Annotated in this window: 13 protein-coding genes; 7 read left to right on the top strand and 6 right to left on the bottom strand. The window is 50.6% G+C overall.

Annotation, left to right across the window (positions count from 1 at the left end; translation table 11 throughout):
* Positions 1 to 90: 90 nt before the first annotated feature.
* Together JMW05_RS00655 and JMW05_RS00650 are read left to right on the top strand one after the other, a co-directional pair.
* On the top strand, positions 91 to 1,437 hold the full coding sequence (locus tag JMW05_RS00655; RefSeq protein WP_201503507.1) for a DUF2868 domain-containing protein: 1,347 nt from the start codon (positions 91 to 93) through the stop codon (positions 1,435 to 1,437).
* Positions 1,438 to 1,519: 82 nt separating this feature from the next.
* A complete protein-coding gene (locus JMW05_RS00650; protein ID WP_201503506.1) occupies positions 1,520 to 3,181 on the top strand; it encodes a DUF3482 domain-containing protein in 1,662 nt (553 codons plus the stop codon).
* Positions 3,182 to 3,233: 52 nt separating this feature from the next.
* Here the strand turns inward: JMW05_RS00650 and JMW05_RS00645 are convergent, their stop codons facing one another.
* From JMW05_RS00645 to JMW05_RS00635, 3 genes are all read right to left on the bottom strand, one after another.
* Positions 3,234 to 4,253: an ArsA family ATPase gene (locus tag JMW05_RS00645; RefSeq protein WP_201503505.1), complete on the bottom strand. Its 1,020-nt coding sequence runs from the start codon at positions 4,251 to 4,253 to the stop codon at positions 3,234 to 3,236.
* Positions 4,254 to 4,336: 83 nt separating this feature from the next.
* Complete coding sequence (locus JMW05_RS00640) at positions 4,337 to 4,624, bottom strand: cory-CC-star protein (RefSeq protein ID WP_201503504.1); 288 nt, start codon at positions 4,622 to 4,624, stop codon at positions 4,337 to 4,339.
* 145 nt (positions 4,625 to 4,769) lie between these two features.
* On the bottom strand, positions 4,770 to 6,455 hold the full coding sequence (locus JMW05_RS00635) for a carbon starvation CstA family protein (protein ID WP_201503503.1): 1,686 nt from the start codon (positions 6,453 to 6,455) through the stop codon (positions 4,770 to 4,772).
* Between the two features lie 559 nt (positions 6,456 to 7,014).
* Between JMW05_RS00635 and JMW05_RS00630 the strand changes: the two genes are divergently transcribed.
* Positions 7,015 to 7,689: a hypothetical protein gene (locus tag JMW05_RS00630; protein ID WP_201503502.1), complete on the top strand. Its 675-nt coding sequence runs from the start codon at positions 7,015 to 7,017 to the stop codon at positions 7,687 to 7,689.
* A gap of 154 nt (positions 7,690 to 7,843) precedes the next feature.
* The gene (locus tag JMW05_RS00625) at positions 7,844 to 8,407 is read left to right on the top strand and encodes a hypoxanthine-guanine phosphoribosyltransferase (RefSeq protein WP_201503501.1); all 564 of its coding nucleotides are present in this window, start codon (positions 7,844 to 7,846) and stop codon (positions 8,405 to 8,407) included.
* A 79-nt stretch (positions 8,408 to 8,486) separates the two neighbouring features.
* Here JMW05_RS00625 and recD read toward each other — a convergent pair whose 3' ends face one another.
* The 3 genes from recD to JMW05_RS00610 are packed head-to-tail and all read right to left on the bottom strand — an operon-like array spanning position 8,487 to position 19,029.
* A complete protein-coding gene (recD, locus tag JMW05_RS00620; protein WP_227691380.1) occupies positions 8,487 to 10,610 on the bottom strand; it encodes an exodeoxyribonuclease V subunit alpha in 2,124 nt (707 codons plus the stop codon).
* A 52-nt stretch (positions 10,611 to 10,662) separates the two neighbouring features.
* Complete coding sequence (locus tag JMW05_RS00615; RefSeq protein WP_201503500.1) at positions 10,663 to 14,880, bottom strand: UvrD-helicase domain-containing protein; 4,218 nt, start codon at positions 14,878 to 14,880, stop codon at positions 10,663 to 10,665.
* Positions 14,881 to 14,922: 42 nt separating this feature from the next.
* On the bottom strand, positions 14,923 to 19,029 hold the full coding sequence (locus tag JMW05_RS00610) for an exodeoxyribonuclease V subunit gamma (RefSeq protein WP_201503499.1): 4,107 nt from the start codon (positions 19,027 to 19,029) through the stop codon (positions 14,923 to 14,925).
* Between the two features lie 522 nt (positions 19,030 to 19,551).
* Here JMW05_RS00610 and JMW05_RS00605 point away from each other — a divergent pair.
* From JMW05_RS00605 to JMW05_RS00595, 3 genes are all read left to right on the top strand, one after another.
* The gene (locus JMW05_RS00605) at positions 19,552 to 20,046 is read left to right on the top strand and encodes a hypothetical protein (protein WP_227691379.1); all 495 of its coding nucleotides are present in this window, start codon (positions 19,552 to 19,554) and stop codon (positions 20,044 to 20,046) included.
* Between the two features lie 137 nt (positions 20,047 to 20,183).
* Positions 20,184 to 21,035, top strand: a complete 852-nt coding sequence (locus JMW05_RS00600) for a hypothetical protein (protein ID WP_201503498.1) — start codon at positions 20,184 to 20,186, stop codon at positions 21,033 to 21,035.
* Between the two features lie 96 nt (positions 21,036 to 21,131).
* Entirely contained in the window at positions 21,132 to 21,422 is a 291-nt protein-coding gene (locus JMW05_RS00595) for a hypothetical protein (RefSeq protein WP_201503497.1), read from the top strand.
* Positions 21,423 to 21,571: the final 149 nt, after the last annotated feature.

Here is a 21,571-nt window from a genome sequence, read left to right as displayed (position 1 = left end):
TCCCTATTTGGCTACAATAGTGCGTTATGCTTTTGCCGTATTTTTCGGTATCCTTAAATTTTCCTTTACTGTTATGGACACACACGCCGCATGCTCTCAGCTCAGGACCAACTGACCGAACTGGTACGCCGCCTCGAGGCCAAAAATCATCTGTTTGCTACCGACCCGCTGTTGGTCACCGAGCAGATGCAGGATGAGACGGGTACGCCCCTGCATAAGTTGCAACGCCGTGCGGCGCGCATCGACAGTGATGGCGCGCTGATGCGGATACTGACCAAGATTGATACGCGCATCAAGGGCGTGATGCTACTCATGAGTGCGCTGTGGTGCGTGTCTGGATTTTTGGGATTGTTTGCGCTACTGCAAAGCAATGTGGTCAACTTTTTTTATGTGCTGGTGTGTCTGCTCGGCTTTCATACTTTAATGCTGGTGGGCTGGCTGGTGTTGACGCTGATTAAGCGCCGCGATGCCAAGTCGGTCGGCATTACTGCACTGATTAACCCAAGCTATCTGTTGCGTGGGCGCGATGATGTGACGCTGGCAGCGACCGAGCTGTACGAGCGCCAGCTGGAGCATCAGGGCATGCGCTGGTATATCGGACGCTTTAGCCATCAGCTGTGGCTCGCGACCTTGACGGGGATGCTGTTTGCCATCATCTTTTTGCTGATTGTGCGTCAGTATAGCTTTAGCTGGGAGTCGACGCTGCTCTCCGATAACGCACTGATTGTGTTGACGCAGTGGCTCGGCGCGCTCCCAAGCCTTGTGGGCTTTGATGTGCCTGATGCCGAGACGATTCGCCAAAGCCGCCTTGTTACTGAGCTGCCGTTATCCGCCGCTCGCGCGTGGGCAAGCCTATTGATTGGCAGTTTGCTCATGTATGGCATCGTGCCGCGCGCGATAGCATGGGCGTTTTGTGCGCTGATGTTTCGCCGCAGACAGATGCGCGTGGATATCAATCAGCCCTATTATCAAAAAATCCTCAAGTTTTGGCAGCGCCGCGTCGTGGACGCTGATGACTTTACCGAAGCGCCCGCCCCTGTCGCGCCTGTGGCACAGCCCAGCCAAGGGCAAAAGCTCGCGGTATTGTTTGAATACCATACCGAGGACACATGGTGGCTGGCGGGTCTGGATGCGATGAATGACAATGATGCCGATATCCACAACTTTGGGCAGGTCAATGACCGCGATGATATGGCGCGCTTACATAAATACTTAGAGACGCACCCTGTACAAGTGCTGCTCGGCATCTATAGCCAAGCGCTGCCTGACCGTGGCACATTGCGCAAGCTTGATAACATCGCAGCGGCGGCAAAACATGGGCTGGTCGTGCAACTGCTCGGTGATGTTGAGATGACGCCGAGTCATACCGAGCGCCTTAACCAATGGCAAGCGGCATTGGCAGAGCGCGGTATTGGACTGGTGCAATCGGTGAGCTAAGCGGTTTCTAAATGCTAAAAAGACCTTTTAAATTAAATTTGAAATATACCCTTTAATACTACAAAGACAAAAGACAGACGCCATGACTGAAAATAATAACGACACTCATAATAAGCCGAGCCGCAGCCTGTTTGCAGAAAAGGCCTTTGCGAGCGAGACGCCGAATACCGCGCATAATAGCCAGTCACAAACTGCTAACGCCGTGCCTGTGCCCGCAGCGCAAACGGACATGACGGCGACCGCGCCCAATTTAGAAAAATCAAACAGCGATTTTGATGCCCATCAAGCAGCCAGCCAACCACGCAAAACCACCGCCCAAGACGAGCCGTTAAAGCTCGCGGTCGTTGGGCACACCAATACGGGCAAGACTTCGATTTTGCGCACCTTGTTGCGTGATGTGTATTTTGGTGAGGTCAAAAACGCCGCTGCCACCACACGCCATGTCGAGCGCGCAAAGTTAACCGATAGCCAAAGCGGTGACACGCTGGTGACCCTATACGATACCCCAGGTCTAGAAGATGCCTCGGGCGTGATGGATTGGCTTGAGGCGCACACCGCCAGCCGCCGCGATGGTATCGAGCGTTTGCAACACTTTTTGCAGTCTGCCGCCGCCGATGCCAATAGCGGCAGTGATGAAGACTTTAGCCAAGAAGCCAAAGTCATTCGCCAGCTGCTCGCCAGCGATATGGCAGTGTATGTGGTCGATGCGCGTGAGCCGATTTTGGGCAAATACAAAGACGAGCTGACTATTTTGTCATGGTCGGCAATCCCCGTGATGCCTGTGTTTAACTTTATTGACAGTCAAGACAGCAATATCGGCGAATGGCAGACCATGCTGGCACGTCGCGGCTTGCACATCTCTACCCGCTTTGACTCGGTGGCGTTTGAGTTTAATGACGAGATGCGCCTCTGGCAGAACCTTGCCACCATGCTCACGCACAGCGATATGCTGACGCGCCTGACCCAGCAGCGCCGCCAAGAGTGGCTACAGATGTATGACGAAGCCAACATCATCATCGCCGACTTTTTATTGGATGTCGCCGCCTTTGAGCGTGAGATACACGAGGACGACGACCCGCTACCCGTACTCACACAAATGCAAGATGCAGTGCGCCAAAGTGAACGCGGTATGCAGCACGAGTTATTAAATTTATACCGCTTTTATGACAATGACGTTGCTGACACGCCGCTTGAGCTGACCGCCTATCAGCAAGACCCCTTTGACCCCGAACTGCTCAAAAGCTATGGCATACGCACCACCTCAGGGGCGGCGGCTGGCGCGTTATTGGGATTGGGTATTGACGCAGCGGCGCTTGGTACGACTTTAGGCTTGGGCGCGGCTATCGGCGGTATCGCGGGTGGATTGCTGTCGAATACCAGCAGTATCAGCGACCGCATATCGGGCGTCAAGCGCTTGTATATTGACCCTGCCACTTTGACTTTGCTGGCGACGCGGGCGGTTGATTTGTTATACGCGCTGCGCCATCGCGGGCACGCGGCAGCGGACAGTACGCAAATGCTGTACCAAAATAAGGTAGACGCTGATGATGTTACTACCAGTGCACCATGGTCAGCACAAAAGCTACCAAGCGAGCTAAAAAAAGCGCGCAGCAAGCCGCAATGGTCATCGTTTAATAGTGGCAAGTCCGAGCAAGCCAAGCAACTGCGTCTTGATGCCGCATGGTCACTGTCGCGCCGCCTTGAGCGCAAAAGTGATGATGATGCAGTCTATATGCAGGAATAATGCGGGTTAAATCAGTAAACATTTATGCTAATAATTACAACTACAAAAACAACTACGTCAACAAAGACCCAAGCGCTTCTATTCCGCGCACATCGCTTTGCTGTAGATAGATGGGATAGACAGGATACTGTTGAAAACTGAGGTCTATCTCTGTTAATAGCTTGCCTTGCCGTTTTGCGCGCTCTTGCCAAAAGCTATCTTGCTGCTGGTCACGTATCAGCTGATTAACGACGATTGCGGTTGGCGTCAGCTTGCTGTCCTCAAGCTGCTTTACGGCGCGCTTGGTCTCGGCAAGTGGCAGCACATCAGCAGTCATGACCAGCACGATGGCGGTTTGCTGGTCATCATGCAGCAGCGTCCCCGCCTGACGAAACAGCCGCTTTCTTTTTTCCAGTACCTCGACCGCCTGCGCCCAGCGGTCAGGCTTATGCGCGGTAAAGGGATTGTCCAGCGCATTTTTACCAAAGTTTTCTGCTTTCCTGCTACTACTGGTTTGCAAATGATTACTGACCGAGCGCAGTTTGGCTTGGCGGCGCTGCTGCGCGAGCAGTCCATCCGTCCACGCGCCCATCATCTCAGGCAGTACCAGCAGCCGCAGCGTGTGCCCCGTCGGTGCGGTGTCAAAAATAATATGTGCATAACCTTCATCGGCGGCACTCACTAAGTGCTGGCACATGGATTCGAGCATCGCTGCTTCTTGCGCCCCTGGTGCGGATTTGGACAAGCGCAAATGCTCGCGGATTTTGGGCAGCATGTCAGGGTTGGTATAAGCGGTGATGGTACGCTCAACTTGTGCAAAATGCTGCTCAACAATCAAATCGGGATTGAGCTCAATCGCGTCCAAACGCGGTGTAATCGCCGTTTTTTCATTACTTAACTGCGTTTCTAACACATCACCCAAACTGTGCGCAGGGTCGGTGGAGATAATCAGCGTTTTTTTTCCCGCTGCCGCAAATTGGCTGGCGAGTGCGGCGGCGGTCGTGGTCTTGCCTACGCCGCCTTTACCACCGACAAAGATGATGGGTTTATGATTGACGGTTTTTTTAAGGTCATTTAAAGGCTGTATTGCCATAATTTTTGTCTCTGCTTATATGTCGTTCTTATCGTTATTGGGTTGTTATTGGCTTCACTCAGGTATAGCAAGTTTAGTAACAGCTAGCAGCAGCCCACATGGTCAAAGGGGCATTTTTCCATACCCATACGCGTGTGCCAATCGTGAAAGTTTTCCAAAAATAACGGCTGCAACTCAAGGGTATAAAAGCTCGCAGGATTATCAATACCTAGGCTTTCAGCAAACATCATCAGCATAAAAAAATCTTCTTCATCACGCGCTGCGCGTGCCATCGTCTGACGGTACGGCGCGTGATAAAACTCGTTTAGCCCCGCTAAAAATCGTCGCCACAAAGGCGGTATATTGGTGTCTGTCTCGGCTGGCTCGTTCATCGCGGATTCCTTTTTAATCATTTGATTTTTTCTTAACCTAAAATTTTCTTAGCTTAACATCATAGGACTATCAAACCATCATAACGCAGCGCATAAAAAACGCCAGCAGATGCCAGCGTTTTTATATAGATAACGATACTCTTGCTTATGGTTCGATGTTGGTTTTACCTTTGTGCTCCGACCATTCGCGGCGCAGTACAGACAGACTCTCAAAAGTGACCAACACAGTCGCAATCAAGATGATGATGTCCATGATGATGAGTAGCCAGTTGCCATCGGTATAGAAAGTTTTGAGCTGTAACAGCAGCGCAAATACAGTCATGATAAGCAGGAACGTCAACGGTGCTAAGGTGTACCACACAGGTTTGCCTTTACGCAGCAAAATCACAGTGACAATCATCAAGGTCAGTGCTGCCATCAGCTGGTTGGTCGTACCAAAGAGTGGCCAGATAATCATACCGCCTGAGCCATCGATACCGCCTGCACCGAATGCAAGTAGCAAACACGTACCCACCGCAAGCAAGGTTGCGACCACGCCTTTTTTCAAGGCAGGCAGGTTATAAAACTCACCGAATTCTTGGAAAATATAACGCTGCAAACGTACGCCTGTATCCATCGTCGTACCCGCAAACAGCGCTGCCATCACGGTCAGCATGGTTTGCGACAGTACCATCTCGATGCCCACACCTTGGTTTAAGATGGTTGCGCCGCCGTCGATGAACGCGCCGATAGAGCCGTCACCGAACTTTTGATATACCGCTTGCCAGTCGCCAAAGGTCGCAAAACCTGCGGTCGCGGCCAAGATAGCACCGAGTGCCAACAGACCTTCACCAAGCGCACCAAAGTAACCGACAAAACGCACGTCTTCTTCTTTATCAATCTGCTTTGAGGTCGTACCCGTCGCCACCAAGCCATGAAAGCCTGAAATCGCACCACAGGCAATGGTCACGAACAGTAGCGGCAAGATGGGCGGCGTGCCCGCTGGCAAGTTGGTATTGATGGTTGGCGCGACAATGTCGGGTGTGGCAATAAAGATTGCCGCATATAACAAAATCAAGCCCACGAACAGCTGCAAGCCGTTGATATAGTCACGTGGCTGGAGCAGCATCCATACAGGCAGTAATGAGGCAATCGCTGCATAGACGAACAAAATAATAATCCATACCGCATTGTCAGGCAGCCCCATCACCGTCTCAGGCAATACGATTGGGAACATGGGACCCAAATAAATCAGCGTATATAGCGCCACCACACCCACGATAGACACGATAGGCAGGCTCATCTTATAGCGATAGATACACTGACCGATAATAAATGCCACAATCAGCGCGCCCCATACAGGCAGCACCGCCGATGGCGTCTTAATCATCATATTGGCAATCGCCACGCCGAATACTGCGTTGACCATGAGTAGCAGCAAGAATATCACCACCATCATCAGGCTACGCACGCGCGTGCCCATCACCGTCCCCGCGATAGAGCCAATCGACTGCCCGCGGTTACGCATGCTCGCCCATACGGCAGACATATCATGTACGCCCGCCATAAAAATCGTCCCGAATACCACCCAAAGAATGGCAGGTACCCAGCCCCAAATCACCGCAATCGCAGGGCCAATAATCGGCGCAGCACCCGCAACTGACGTAAAGTGATGTCCCCACAACACATACTTATTGGTCGGCACATAATCGATGCCGTCCTTCATCGTATGGGCTGGCGTGGGACGGCTGTTGTCTAGCGCCAAAATCTTGGTCGCGATAAATTTTGAATAAAAAATATAGCCGCAAAGCATTGCAGCGACGCCAAATAATAATACAATGGCACTGTTCATCTTATCTCTCCTTAGATAAGCCGAGTATGTAAGACTTATCTCGTATTATTTTATATTTTTTTATATCAGCGCAGGATGGGTGGTCATGACCGCCTACCTATAGCTTCCCTACTGGATTTATGTCCTATTGTCGTGATTGTGCGTATACCAGCCATGAAAATACAGCAATTGTGTTACATTAGAATAGCGATGCAAAAATAGAGGTAAAACTACGAGGTGTATCACCTTTTAAGACACATACACAGGTGGACGCCCTCGACAATACAAGCAAAAAATCAGTCAACATAGCAGCATCAAAACTGCTACGAACACATACCTGATGCACATCGATATATGCCTGCTTCAGTGTATCTGATTTGCTTAACAATGTAACGCCCAGAAGTGGACAAAAATTCTCTACTGGCAAGTACACATTAAACAGCGCATCTTATAAAATAAAGCAAACCATACAGTAATACCTGACAGTGACGATAAAAATAACGGCAAATTGTCTATCAATAGCCAGCATACGTCACTGACACCAATCACATTCAAGTAAAAAAATGATAAAGGCGGAACAATGGCGCACTACTTTGGATTTATTCCTTCTCAAAAACTCTCCGACATGATTGATGAGGCTGAGCATCTTATCTATACGAAAGCAGACGTAGATTATTACCCCTACCGCAATGCCTTGGTACAACAAATCGCCCGCGAGCTGAACGACAATTTTCTAGTGCGCTTGGTACAGACCACGCCCAATCCTGAGCGTAAGGCTGCAATGGGCAAAATCGCCACCACCATCGAGCGCTCGACCGAATCCATGCTCAAGGTACTGCTCGGCAAAGACAGCAACGAAGATATCTTGCCCAGCTTTTATTTTTTAGAAAACGAGACCATGTTTATTGATAATGAGGGCAAGCGCCGCGTGGGTTTTAAGCTTACCGACGCTCAGACAGAGACGATTTATCAAGGCTTTGATGCGGTCACTGAAGACCATGTGGACTTGGCATTGTTTAAGCAGGGACTGATCACCATGAGCGATGCTGCCATGTACCATTTTATGACCCGCTTCACGCAAACGCTTAAGCTTGGCATGATTAAGCGCCGCGCCATTCCTGTGACCAAAGCGGCGATTGACAAAGGCACAGGCATTGCGCTGAATCGACTATTGCCCCAACTGCCTGATGATGGCGTCAATCGCTTGGCGCAGTTTTATCGCCCCTACTTTATCGAACTGCCAAACAAAGACTGACCGCAATACCCCAGAAGAGCTGCCCGCACCGCCTCAACGCTGCTGCGGGCTGACTTATACGTCCACCCATTGTGTAGAAAATTGCTGTAGAGCGTTGGGCAAATCATAAAAAACTTGCTAAAATACGCAGCACTTTTTATAAAAGGCGCACCCTATGACCCAAATCAGCAACCAAGAAATCGAAAAAACTCTCCGTAACTCAGAATGCCTCATCAGCAGCATTGAAGTTGCCGCCGCTTACGAGCGCCTAGCTGCTCAGCTTAACTTGTCTTATGCTGGTCTAAACCCGATTGTTATGGTTGTCATGAATGGCGGATTGATTCCCGCAGGTCAGCTACTGACACAGCTGACATTCTATCATCGCATGCACTACATCCATGCCTCGCGCTACCGCGACAATCAAGGCACAAATGAGCTGAATTGGAAGTTCAAGCCTGATGTCAGCATTGAAGGCGAGCATGTGCTATTGATTGATGATATTTTTGATGAAGGCATCACGCTAAAAGCCGTCGTTGAAGAGCTAAGCAAAGAAAAGCCGCTGTCTATCAACTCATGCGTACTGCTTAATAAAATCCACGACCGCAAAGTGCCTGATTTTAACGTCGATTTTGTTGGTATCGAAGTTGATGATCGCTATGTCTACGGCTGTGGTATGGATTTTCACGGTTACTTGCGCCACCTACCTGGCATCTATGCGATTAAAGAAGACAAATTGTAATAGCTGCCTGTTGGTATAAAAAAGATGGTTCAAATAAAAAAGCATCCGATAATTAGGATGCTTTTTTTATACCGTAAAATCAGCCTTCGCCTTGGAACTGCAAAGACAGTCCTGTTTGACGTATGGTCGGTGTGCTAAGCGCGTATTCAAACGCCGATAGCGTACTGAATATCGAGACCTGCTTTTTGGCGCGGGTTACAGCAGTATAAATCAGCTCTTGGCTAAGTAGACGCGTGTGCTGGTCATCAAAGGCAATCGCCACATGCTCAAACTCTGAGCCTTGCGACTTATGAATGGTCATCGCATAAGCGGTCGTGACCATATCTTCGCTCATCATATTAACCGCAATACCCTGCGCTCGCCCCTCAAAAAATACCTGCAAACGCCCGCGCTCTGTTTCTAGACATACGCCGATGTCACCGTTGAATAAACCCAGCTCATAATTGTTTTGTAGCACCATTACTGGTCTGCCGTGATACCACTCAGACTTTGATAAGGGCAGCTGTAGTACCTCTTTGTGCTGCTGGGTCAGATATTGATTAATATTGTGATCACCGCAAACACCGTGATGCCCTGCGGTCAGTACTTTATATTCACTCAAGACATTCATGAGCTGGCTGGCAAAGTTAAATGCTTCTGATGTTGGTATGGATTTCGTGCTTGAGTTTTTTAGTTTAATATTTTTCGTTTTTTTAAAGTATTTTGAATACTTAGACGAAATCAACTTTAGGAATTTTATTTTGCTTAGGCTATTTTTATTATAAATACCTTGATATAAGGTATAAAACTCAAGGCTGTCATGCTGGTCGATAATTTGCCAGACGCCTTGACTGTCTTTTTGCGGCGTATTAATAAAGCGCGCCAACTGCCCAACGCCTGACTGCGCGTCAAAGCGGCGACTGATACTGAGCGCCTGATGCACATCTTGTAGCTGTGGTACGCGGCACAAATCGGCAAGTACTGCCCCAGCATCAACCGCTGCAAGCTGATTGGCATCACCGAGCAGTATCAAACGCGCGCCCGCCTTAACCGCACTGACCAAGTCTTTTGCCAGCTCTACCCCAAGCATTGAGGCTTCATCTACGATGATGATGTCTTCGCCCAGTGGATTGCTTTGGTTATAGCGCGCGCGACCGCCCTGCCCGATACCCAGCAGCCGATGAATGGTCTTTGCCTCAGGCAGCTGCATATCGATACCCGCCTGCTCAATCGCCGCTTGTAGCGACTCTTGCATACGCTGCGCCGCCTTCCCTGTCGGGGCGGACAGTGCCAGATTGGGCGTATTGCTAAGTGTATTATCGTCATACTGCCCACTTTGTAACGCCATCACCAGCTGTGCGACGGTAAAGGTCTTCCCCGTTCCTGGTCCACCTGTGATGATGCTAAGCGCCGAGCGGTTTGCCATATCAATGGCACTTTGCTGCTCGGTATTGAGTAGTGTATTGGGCAGAATATCGAGGGGTTGTACGTTTTGTGACTTAATACGTAGGATATGCTGCACCAAGTCATGCTCTGCTTGCCATGCGCGGTGTAGCCATAGGGTTAGTGTTTGTGGGTTATCCTGCCAGCGATAAATGATAGGGCTGTTTTCACTACTGTCTTTTTCTTCATCTGTTTGGATAAATGAGCTGTTCTTAATTATAGTTAAAAAATTACTTAGGCTATTTTGATGACTATTGTTCTGGTTAATCTGTTTAAAGACTTGATACAGCGCAGCACTGCTGTGATAGCGCGCAGTTAAGGTGTCTTTTTGATAACTTGGCATAGCGAGTTGCCACAATGCCGCTTGCCAGTGTTTGTCTTCACGCAAAAACGCATCGAGCGTCAAGGGTACATTGTCACTATCAGGCGTATCCGCTATCGGCGGCAGACAGTCGATAAGCGGGCGTACCATGGCTTCTAGCAGCATCTGCTGCCACGCACTGCCCGCCGCTATGGTCAATACGGTGTGCCCTTCCTCTAACCGCTGCACGAGTAGCGCAAACAACGCACTAAAAACGCCCTGCTCGGCTTTGGCGATATCGGACAGTGTGTCGGTCGTAGAAACGCTTCCCGTACGCTGGCGCTGATAGGCATGCATCGTTTGCATACGGCGACTCATCAGATAATCACTGACGGTCATCGCCCAGCCGCTGCCTTCGTTTTTGTTGCTACTGGCGGCGGTCTCTGTGCGTACTGCCATGTCAAAGGGCGATGTACTCATAATCTGTCCTTAAAAAATAACGCCAAAACTGGGCGTGTCTTTATATTTACCATTATCGACTGGGCAAGCCAAAAAAGTCATCCAACGCCAATACCAAGGCAATCGGAATGTCCCACGTGATGCGTCCATAGCCTTGCTGGGTATCCCCACCGATACCGCGCAAAAACACATACTCCACCGCGCCCAAATACTGCGCTTCGTTACCACGATAATCTGTAATACGCAGCTTTAATAAGCGGTGCAGCGCCACTTGGTAAATGGCAGCCTGTAGCCAGTAGCCTGCATGGCTCATAGCGTGCTGGAGCTGCTCGGGATGATAGCTGGCGTCACTACTGCCCAAATAGTTACTCTTGTAATCGACCACGTAATACTTGCCCGCATGCTGGTAAACCAAATCAATCTCGCCGCGCAAGTAACGGTAAATATGCTCAAACGGTGCGCTGCTTAAATGAATGTGCTTGTCGGTATCCATTGGCAAATGTGTCTGAAAAATCGCGTTTAATGTCTCGGGATTAAAGCGCGCCGCCAAGCCCATATTAAACCCAAGCTCTGCCATACGCTGACGCGGGGCGATGGCATGTAGCGGCTGGTTGGAAGCCAGCAGTGGTGTGGCAAGGATACGTGCCAGCCAGTCCTTGAGCGCAACGTGCTGAGGCGGCAGCTCGATATCGTCATCGGCGCGCGTGTCCTCCGTCCCTTGATTGGCAGTTTGGGTGGTGGACAGATAGTGGTTGGGCAGCTGGTATTGGCGGATGCCTTGATCAATCACTGTCGACCATGTATGCGGCTGCTCAAAGTCGATTTTTTCGAGCACTTGATGCAAAAATGTCCCTGCATTCGCGCCCTTAACAAAGCTAAAGCGGATATCTTCTGCCGCGCCTACCTGCGCAGATTCACTCACGCGCATGGGACTGCTGACTAAGTCGTCTTCAATCGCATCATCAAAGACCGCAAGGTCATGGCTTTGCTCAGTTAATTGGCGGGCAAGCGCGGTAAAGCTGGTCTTTGCCCAGCCGTAAAAACGGTGCTGCTGGCGCTGGGCTTCGGCGGCGCGGTAGTCGATATAGCTTGATGGCTGAGTCTGCGTGCTGTCCGCTGTGCCCTCGGCTGCATTCATGGCATCGCTACTTTGCAAAATGGCTTCGATATTGTCCTTGACCCCATCATGACCGAGCCAGCCAATATACGGTGCTAAGCGTTCAGGCAGCGTATGTTCAGGCGTATCGGGGCAGTCAAGCCATGTGCGTAAGGGCTTATCGTCAAGCCCGCGTTTGCTCTTCGCGTCCGTGATAACCACGAACAGCTGCTCGCTGGCGCGGGTCATGGCGACATAGGTCAGACGGCGCAGCTCATCCATTGCCTCTTTTGCTTCAAAGTCCGAAAAGTAGTTTTCTTGCCCCATCTTGCCTGTGATGGCTTGGTACTTGTGCTTGCTTGCCGACAGTCGGCGCTCAGTGTATGGCTGGTCTTCATAGTCCGTCTGATTGACGCTAATGTCATGGTCGTACAAATACAGCGCGTGCGTATTTTTTTTATTATTGCGATAGATATTGCTGTCCAGTCCCAGCGCATAGACGATAGGGAACTCTAAGCCCTTAGACTTGTGCATGGTCATCAGCTGTACGCCCGAGGCGGTCGGTAGCGGCTGCTGCTTTGCCCATTCAGGCACGCTGCCTTGGCTCATTTGTTTTTTATACCAATTTAACAGCTCGTACTCGCCCAGATGCATCGCATATTGCGCCAGTATGTCCATGATATGGCGCAAGTCCATTAGGTGGCGTGTGCCCTCAACCGTACCCGCCAGCGCCGTCCACAGCGTTTTGGCTTGGCTGTCGGGTGCTTGCAGTGGCATTAGCGCATTGCGACCTAAAATATAGTGCAGTGCGGACAACACGCCGCTGTGCTGCCAATAGACGGCGGCGCGCTTTAAATCACTTTGCAAATGCTGATAGTACGCCTTTAAATCGCTGTCCTCAGTCGCGGTAGTCTCGTCACTGCTGTCAATCAAAGACTGGGCAGTCTGTAGGCTCAGCTGATAAAACTGGCTGGTCAACAAGCGATTGATAATGTCGCGGCGCTGCGGGCGCAAGATGGCTTCGAGCAGCACCAAAATGTCTTCGGCAATGACGGTGCTAAACACACTGTCTTCGGTGGTGACGAGCGCCGCCACGCCGAGCTGATGCAAGACCTTTTCGACCGCTTGCAAATCCTTTTTGGTGCGTCCCAATACGGCAATATCACTGGGACGTAGAGCGCGCCCATTGAGCTGCTGATTGCTCGCCAAAAGCGCGGCGATATGATGTGCAGTCATGCTCGCATAATCGTAGCTGTCGCTGTCATCATCATTTTGCGGCAAGTGTAAGACAGTCACCGCCTCTGTTGAGGTCATACCACGCAGCGGCTCAGGCACGACCGTATTGGGCTTATGCCAAGAGGCATTGCTCTCAGGATTGGCAGCGGTGATGTATTGGTATTCGATGTTTTGACCCAAGGCGGCGAGCATATTGGGCGCACTGGTCTTCTGCCCTGTTTCTTGCTCATCTGGCTTACCAAACCAATGGTTTAACGATTCAATCATCTGCGCGTTTGAGCGGCGGTTGATATCGAGGCTCATGCGGTGCGCGGGCGCAAATTTGCTTTTGATTTGGTTATAGTTGGCAACATCGCCGCCACGAAAGCCATAAATTGCCTGCTTTGGGTCACCAACTAATAATAAAAAATTGCGTCTGCCTTGCACGTCCAAATGCTCGGGCAATTCGCTGTCAGGCATATAGATACGCTCAATCATCTTTGCCTGCTCGGTATTGATGTCCTGCGACTCATCAATCAGTGCCACAGGGTAATGATGGCGAATATAACGCGCCAGTCGTGCGCCCTCATTGCCTGCTAAGGCTTGATTCAGACGCAGCATCTGTAACCCAAACGTCGTCTCGCCCGCCGCCTCAAGCAGCATTGGCAAGCGCGCGCGGACGCTTAACGCAATATTGCGGTTAAGCGTATCGAGTAGGATTCTTAGGTGTTGGTCAATCTGCTCGGTATAGTCGTGCAGCTTTTTTAACAGGCGAATGGCGTCAATGCTAATAAACGCCAGACGCTCGGTTTCTTTATTGTTGTTAAAACCTTTACCGCCCTCTTCTTTACTCAAAAACGCGAACGGCAACGCATCAAAAAACTTTTGCGCTTCGTCTTCTAGCAGCGTAAAAAAGATGATATTGCCTTTTTCAACGGCAGATTGAATCTCGTAAATGGTGTCTATCTTTTTGCCAAGCGTCGCACCCGCATTGAGCCCTTGCGCCTTACGGTAATCCTTATCAAAGTAAGGCTCAACGTCCGTTAAGTCGCAGGTTTTAAATGCCTGTAGCGTCTCTTGATACGCCTTAAAATCAATATCAGGCAAGTCCATCACAGAGGTAATGGGCAGGGTCAAATGCTGTAGTGCTTTATTGGCAACATTCAGATGGTCGGCGACGGTGGTCAGCTGGCGCGTGTGCTGCAATAGGTCGTATACCGTGCGGTTATCGTGGTACAGCTGACTTTGAAAGGCGCGTATCTCATCGTGAATGATGCTCTCAATCACCGCCCCTTCGCGCTCACTGATTGCCATGCCGATTTGGTGCCCTGTCTCGGCGCTGTATTCTGACAGCCACTTTTGTGCAAGGCTGTCTAAGGTATTCACGAATAATTTGTCCAGTGTGGTCAATACCAACGCACAGCGGCGAATGGCTTCGGTCAGTGGATAGCTTGCCGTTCTGTCAAGCAAGTACGCGAGCAGATAATCATTAATCGGGTCGTTGATTAAGTCTGCAATGCCAAGACCGTGAGCCTGCTGATGTAGCCAGTCTCGGCGCTGCTGGCGCATGGCATCGGTCAATGCGGTATCAGGGCTGCTTTTCTTATTATCAATATTATCTTTAGCCGTTTTTGCCTGCTCAGGCGCAGCATCGGAAGCATACTGCGGATAAATCTGCACGCGCTGCTCGGGCTGGGCGGCGAGCTTTTGCACCCATTGCAGCAGTTGGTAAAAATCCACCAAGCGCCCATGAATACGCTCGCGCATCTCGGCAGCCGCAGCACGGGTAAAAGTAGTGGCGATAATGTGCTCAGGCGCGCGCTTGGCTTCAATAAGCAGGCGCAGCACAATGCCTGTCAGCGTCCATGTCTTGCCCGTCCCCGCCGATGCCTCAATCAGATAGCGCCCATGCAGTGGCACACGCAGCGCAGGTGGCAGCGCATCATCAGGCGTCTCTTGGGCAGTCACAGTATCGGGCATAACACATCGCTTGTTTTAACAGGTTAAGAAAAAATTAAAAAGTTAGGACAACGGCTGTAAGGTCGCATACATGGGGGCAAATAAAGGCGCTGCCAACGGTGTCAGCGCGTCTTTTAAGGCATAAAATGGCGGCTCGTCTTGCAGCACATATTGCCATAGCGCATGCAGCGCACAGTCCTCATACTCAGCAGGATTGCTGTCACTACCCCAGCTGTCTGTGCCCAGCCATTTTTTAAAGTCGGACGACTTTGGCTGATAGTCACGGTCTTTTTGGCATTTATCCAAATAAGTCAGCGCATCACGCGGCATCAAGACTATCGGCATGTGGGCGCTCAGCTGCGCAAAGTGTAGCCATTTTAGCAGCTCCGCGCGGGCTTCTTCATAAGCGATGGGCGGCAGAACAAAACTGGTGACCTTTTTAAACTTATCAAATTCTTCTGTACCTTTATGAAAGCACCAGATGCTTTTTCCATCACCTGCCTGCACCTCTGCTGTGCTGGTTTGCCGCGCTACTTGCCAATAGATGTGCATCAGCCAAAACCACAGCAAATGCGGGGCGCGTGCGGTATTGGGCAAGACTTTTAGCCACAGTTTGGGAGAATAAGAAGCGTCATCTTCGCTGGCGTCTAATGGAACCTCCCCCTTTAGCGCGATTCGCGTATGGGTATCTTTAACTTTTAGGGTAATGATTTGTTCAGCGCAAGGAGTGAGCCACGTCGGTAGTTTTGATTTGCTTAGGCTATTTTGTTGTGCAGGTATGGTAATGCCTGCCGCTGATAACTGCTGATAAAAGCTTTGACACTGGCGCTGGATGCGCTGCTGCTGGTAGTCAAGGCTCGAATAGCGCGCCACGCCCGCAGGCATAATGGCATCGTACAATAACGGCTGAACCGCTGTGTCTGCCGTATCGTCCGCAGGCGTGAGCATCAGCTGCTGATTGACTTGATAAGCGTGTAATGCCGAGAGCGACAGATGCTCTTGGGTCGCGCCTTCAGCAATAGACTCGACGATATGGATATTTTGCGTCTTTAAAAAGTGCTTCATCGGATGGCGCACTTGGCGATACAGGTGGCTCATGTCTGTCGGCGCGTGGCTATGCGCTGTCTCATGCGTCAACGCTGCATCATCGGGCGTCGTCAATGCTTGCGCCAGCTGCTGATACTCTACGCGCGTCAATAAGTCGATTTTTTGCCAAGCGTCTTTTGACGACCCGTGCAAGCGGTCGAACACATCGCGCCACACAGGAGCAGGCGCATAGGTACGCTGCTGCGCGTGCTTTTCACGGCGCATGGCATGCTCTAGCATCGGCAATGTGTCCTCGCTGACCTCATCTGTATCTTGCTCGATAAAGATGCGCTCATCAAAGGGCAAGGCAGGATGCTCCGTCACCAGCCACGCTTCAATCAGTTTTGGCATGTGCCGCTGGAGCTGTACTTGCAGCGCCGTGTCGTGTTGGTCTTTGACATCGGCAAGCGGTTGCCATTGCCACTGCACCTCCCCTTGCAAAAACTGTAGCAGCTCGCTCACAGGATTGGCAGGCAAGTGCTCGTGCGTGTCGGTCAAGCGTTGACCATTATAAAAAATCCAGCAGGCACTACGCGCGCACAAGAGCGCGTCCAAAAACGCGCCATTGTCATCGTCTTCGCTAAAGCGGTCGCCACGCTGCGCCAGTCCCGCTTTCATCAAGTCATAGCGGTTGTCACGGTCGCGATTGGGAAACTCGGACAAGTCCATATTGAGCATCACCACCAGCCCAAAGGGTACGTTTCTCAGCGCCCCAAAGCGCCCAAAGGTAATCACCCCTGTCGGCTCGGCACTGACCTGCTGACTCTCAAGCGCCGACTCGATACTGTCGAGCATAAAGCTGAGCTTCAGCGGCAGATTGCTCACCCGTGACAGACGCGCTTCGACTTCGCTTGCCGCACTGTCCTGCTGCGGCGCGTGGCTGTGGTAACGCTGATAATGGCGGTTGGCACGCAGGCTGCTTTTAAAGCTGTTCATCGCATTAAAAATCGCCCGCATAGCGCGCGTCTGATCCAGCTCACCAAAATACGGGTGGATGATGTCATCTTCAATCATTCTGAGCCACGTCTCGGCATTGTGCCGCGCTTCGTGGCTATGGCGGCAGGTCTCTAAGCCTTTATGAATACGGCACAGCGCCTCGATAATCGGTGCATCGCTAAGGCTGATGGCAGACGCGGGCACGGTCTTTTCGGGTAGGACGTTTGCTTGCCAGTCGCTTGGGTACAAGCAATCACTAATCGGCGCATCAGGCATCACCAACCCCAGCACCAGCTTATCTAAGGTATAACTAAAGCTAAAGCGGTAATCATAATCCTGTGCGCTCAGACTCGCCTGCAAATGCGCCTCATCAAACCCGCGTACAAAGCCTGCACCGATTAATAGCTCACAGCCACGGCTCATCTGCTCGTGCGTTAGCCCTAAGCTCTCGTATAGTGGCGGCAACATCAGCCAATCCAGCACTGCCGCCGCCTCAAAGCGCGCCGCATTGCCATCAAGCAGCGTATAAAAACCGCGAATCGCCTCCCACAGCTGGCGAATGGACTTGTCCACCACCCCCGTAATCTTGGCAGGCAGATGCAGACCATCTTGCCCCACACCCGCGACAAACACCGAATTAATCAAATCATGATGGCGCTCGACATCAGGCAGCAATACCACAATATCGGACAGATGGCGCGTGCTGCCATCGGGGTTGGTATCGTTTAGCCAATGTCCAATCATGCCGCGCAGTACTTCTAGCTGGCGCTGAAGGTTGTGGCAAGAGTGAATACTTAGGCTATTGTCATAATACGACAGCCGCCACGGACGCGCCTGCTCATAGTGTTTGTTGCTTAAATTGCTGTACCACGCATCGTCTGCGGTTGCCAAATCCAGTGCCATCTGCTCGCCAAGTGCCGCACTCAAGCGACCGCGTGTGGTCTGCTGGGTCGAGGCTTCATCGAGCATTAAAATGTCTTGTTGCAAATGCCCGAGCAAGGTCTGCGGCGCTGCGGACGTGTCAAAGTTCGTGTCCTCTGCCTCTTCAAAATGGTCTTGCCACTCTAGCTGAAACGACTTTTGAAACGCATTGCCCGACAGACTCGCCAGCATGGCAAAGGTCTCGCGCGACTGCTTGCCAAGGCGCGACAGCAAAGTATGCCCGTAATCACGCAAAAACACGCTGTTTGGGTTAATCACCTGCTGGCGCTGTAGCCACTGCTTATCGACAATATCCGCCCAAAACAGCTGGCTTGGGTTGTAATGCAGCAGCGTAATATCCATGTACAGCGAAAGCCGTTGCAAAAAATCCAGCTCCGCTTGTGGCAGCTGCTGAATGGTAAAAATATGCAGCTTTTCAGGCAGCGCGCTTGCCAGAGACAGTCCTGCCGTATCGTCTTGCCAATAGGTCTCAAGCACCGACCAAAAGCGCGTCTCAATCGCTGCGCGGTGCTCGTATACCGCCGCAAACAGCAATCGCCACAAATGCCGCTGCGCACGCTCAAGACTGGTATAGTGCGCGATGAGCCAGTCAGGCGTGTCCCCCGCTTCGGGGTCGAACTGCTTGCTAAACGTGTCTTTTTCGGCAATCATCGCCTCAACATCGACAGGCGTATCCTCGCCCCAACGCACGAGCCACGCTTGTCTGTGCGTCAAATAGCGCGAAAACACGCGCGCAAAATCGGTCGCCAATGACCAAAGACGGGCGTCTTGCTGACTGCGGTCGGTATCATTGCCAATAAGCCCTGCCAACAGCACATACAAAGGGTGCTGATCATCGGCTAAAATCTGCTGCTGATAATAAGAAAAGTACCCGAACAAGCGCCACTGCATCACCGCGCCCGTCAGTACAGGGACTTCGGGCACTGCCATTATCTCTGACTCGCGTCCTGTATTGCTCAGCCACGTGTTATAGCGCCCAAGCACCTGCTGCATCAGCGACCACTGATACTGTCCCCAAAACTGCGTTGTGAGTAGCGTGCTGATGCCCGCCTGACTGGCAATCGACTTATCCAGCCAGTCCCCAAGCACCATGGAGGGCACAATCACCACAAATTTATCAAAGATGGACTGCGTTTTTGACTGATACGCCGTCAATAGCTCATCCACCAAACGCTCCGTGCGATGAGACTGCACAATTGTAAACATAAAAACTCTTTAATCCGTAGCCCGCCGCAACAAAATACCCGCTGCCATTTATACAAAAAAAATTATTGCCGTGCCTAAAATTTCTAGAGAAATTGGCACCCGTTTTTGTCATAATAATAGGTAAATAAATCTCATTTTATTTTTCTTTTATTAACAAAAGTCTGTTAATATACTTGGTTTGGTGTTTACAGCCGCAGTCTATCCCATAAATCAGCACCACTCATCATGGTAAATACACCTTTGATGAGCCGTAGCGCTATAATGGGATATCGACCTTGATAGCCATCAAACACCAGTCATTGTAAGCCTGCTTAATGGAGGATGCGTCATCTGTCTTATCATTGAGCCGATATCGTGAATGCCCACACCGCTAGTGTGCCACCGATTACCTCAATTGGCTAGCGCAGCCGTTCGGTATGACGCTATTCGCGACAGCAGTTGTCGTATACCATCGCTACCAAAGACCTGTCTGTCACGCGGCGGCTTTGGTGTCCTATGAACCCTTTAACACAGTGAGCTGATATGATGCCTTACCGACCCATTGACGCCGTTTTTGTTCATCCTGAGCAGCGCTGCTATATCATCTATGACCGCGGCGCACTGTGGCAATTACCGCGTATGAAAATCGACAGTAGCGCATGGCTACGCCGTAAACCCTATAAAGGCAATACCAAGTCTTTGTACTTAAGTCGCAGTCAGCGCATTCATGACCCCCAGCTGGTTCGCCGTTTGCGCACCCTCAATCTGCCCACCGCCGTACGCGGCATCACCCTATCACGATTTGAGCTGTGGTGGGAGACGCATGGCTTTGAATGGAGCAAACAGACGGTACTGGCAGGGGCGTCACCACTGGCGGTACATGAAGATAGAGACAGCGATGTCCTTACAAAAAGCAACCCCGACCGCCCTCAGAGTATGGCAACATCTCAAAATACGACAGCAGCGGATACCAGCGATAATGCCATCGATATCTTTGAGGATATGTTAGAAGAGCTAAAAAAAGACTTGTTCCATTAAGCTTTATTCTTGCTAAGCCTATTGCTCATGGCTTTGTGCCCATGGTTTTGGTTATTCTCGCGTGCTGTCTGTATCCTTATTGCGCCCTAACCTTATATAATGGGCAGTTTTTACTTTGATGAGATGACAGATACGCCATGATAAAAGACTATAAGTTACTGCTGGCAGGCGCGTTATTACTGACACTTATTGTCTTTGTATTGATATTCGCTTGGCTGTGGAGCCATAACCGCAAGAATATCAATCCTGTTCCTATCGTCGCCGACACCCGCACCAACGAAACAGAAGGGGCAGACGGCGAGTCGATTCATACCGCTACGGTAAACATCAAAGCCGATACCCGCTTGCAGCAAGTATTGGACGACCTGATTGTACGCTTTGAGTCGCGCTATCCCAATACCCAAATCGCTGTGGACTATGTGGATAATGCCGCACTGTTCAATATCGCTGCCAACAAAGATGTCAGTAGCAAATATATGGTCGATACCGACGTAATTATGAGCGATACCAAGCTGGCAAAAGCGCAAATCAAAAGTCTGCAAGACATTCTTAATAGCGCTCAAGAAAAGCGCAATGCCGCCGCCGAGCAAACCCCTGCCCCAGAAGAAACGCCTGAATCGGTCGCAGCGGACATGCTCTCTTCTGACACCGACACAAACAGCGACACGGACACCAATAACGATGCTGTCGCGACGGCTGAGCCAAAGACCCACGACAACAGCGAATCACGCCAGCTCAATGCCTTTAGTTACGCCATCCACCCAAGCAGTGAGCAAGCGGTCGAGGGCATGATATTGACCAACAACCCTGCTGCCATCAGCTTTCGCAATTATATCCTCTCAAGCGAAGGGCAAGATGTGCTAAGCCGTCACGATTATGGCAATATCGACGGCTATCAAAAGAGCATTGATGAGCTGTTTAATCCTACAACAGTAGAAAATAAAGAATCGACCGTCGATGTGGCTGATGCGTTAAAGGATGGAAAGTAACTACACTTAATCATCAAAACTTTTGAGACAGCAATCTGTAGAGGCAAATTCCAAATAATATTTACCAAAGCATTAAAAGTATGAAACAGCGTTTTTATGAGAGTGAATAACAACTCGGCAAAAAACAGGGGTGTATTAAAGCCGATTGGGTTTGCAACCTCTGTCAGCTTGGCTTATATCATTGTTTTTATTGCCTTGAGCTTGGTGATGGATCATGGTATCACTAGAGATGCAGTGGCTCTGCCCGCCATAGCGATATTTTTCGTGCTGTCCCTTATAGAATATGGCTTCTCAAAAAAAGACACCCCTGTACCGCAACTGTGCGTCATCATGGGTTTTGTTTTGGCGTTCATTATTGCTTTTGTGATGGCATTTGTGGTGGTCTGATACTGATGTTGTTTGTCTTTGAATCCAAGTTATTTGAATATAAGACAAATGCAGTATGCTGAGCCTTTCTTTGGGTTTTGGATATTTAGTAGTGCTGTGTCTAAACCGCAGTCTATCCCATTTATCATGATACGATCGGTCAGTCTGCG

The organism is Psychrobacter aestuarii (assembly GCF_904846035.1).
In the GTDB taxonomy this organism is placed as follows: Bacteria; Pseudomonadota; Gammaproteobacteria; order Pseudomonadales; family Moraxellaceae; genus Psychrobacter; species Psychrobacter aestuarii.
The sequence above is the reverse complement of the archived record's forward strand: the minus strand, read 5'-3'. Positions and strand labels throughout refer to the sequence as shown.

Coding starts and splice junctions, on each gene's coding strand:
- JMW05_RS00595 (WP_201503497.1), top strand. CDS start 21,132: ATGAGAGTGAATAACAACTCGGCAAAAAACAGGGGTGTATTAAAGCCG.
- recD (WP_227691380.1), bottom strand. CDS start 10,610: ATGAGTACATCGCCCTTTGACATGGCAGTACGCACAGAGACCGCCGCC.
- JMW05_RS00630 (WP_201503502.1), top strand. CDS start 7,015: ATGGCGCACTACTTTGGATTTATTCCTTCTCAAAAACTCTCCGACATG.
- JMW05_RS00610 (WP_201503499.1), bottom strand. CDS start 19,029: ATGTTTACAATTGTGCAGTCTCATCGCACGGAGCGTTTGGTGGATGAG.
- JMW05_RS00635 (WP_201503503.1), bottom strand. CDS start 6,455: ATGAACAGTGCCATTGTATTATTATTTGGCGTCGCTGCAATGCTTTGC.
- JMW05_RS00640 (WP_201503504.1), bottom strand. CDS start 4,624: ATGAACGAGCCAGCCGAGACAGACACCAATATACCGCCTTTGTGGCGA.
- JMW05_RS00650 (WP_201503506.1), top strand. CDS start 1,520: ATGACTGAAAATAATAACGACACTCATAATAAGCCGAGCCGCAGCCTG.
- JMW05_RS00625 (WP_201503501.1), top strand. CDS start 7,844: ATGACCCAAATCAGCAACCAAGAAATCGAAAAAACTCTCCGTAACTCA.
- JMW05_RS00600 (WP_201503498.1), top strand. CDS start 20,184: ATGATAAAAGACTATAAGTTACTGCTGGCAGGCGCGTTATTACTGACA.
- JMW05_RS00605 (WP_227691379.1), top strand. CDS start 19,552: ATGATGCCTTACCGACCCATTGACGCCGTTTTTGTTCATCCTGAGCAG.
- JMW05_RS00645 (WP_201503505.1), bottom strand. CDS start 4,253: ATGGCAATACAGCCTTTAAATGACCTTAAAAAAACCGTCAATCATAAA.
- JMW05_RS00615 (WP_201503500.1), bottom strand. CDS start 14,880: ATGCCCGATACTGTGACTGCCCAAGAGACGCCTGATGATGCGCTGCCA.
- JMW05_RS00655 (WP_201503507.1), top strand. CDS start 91: ATGCTCTCAGCTCAGGACCAACTGACCGAACTGGTACGCCGCCTCGAG.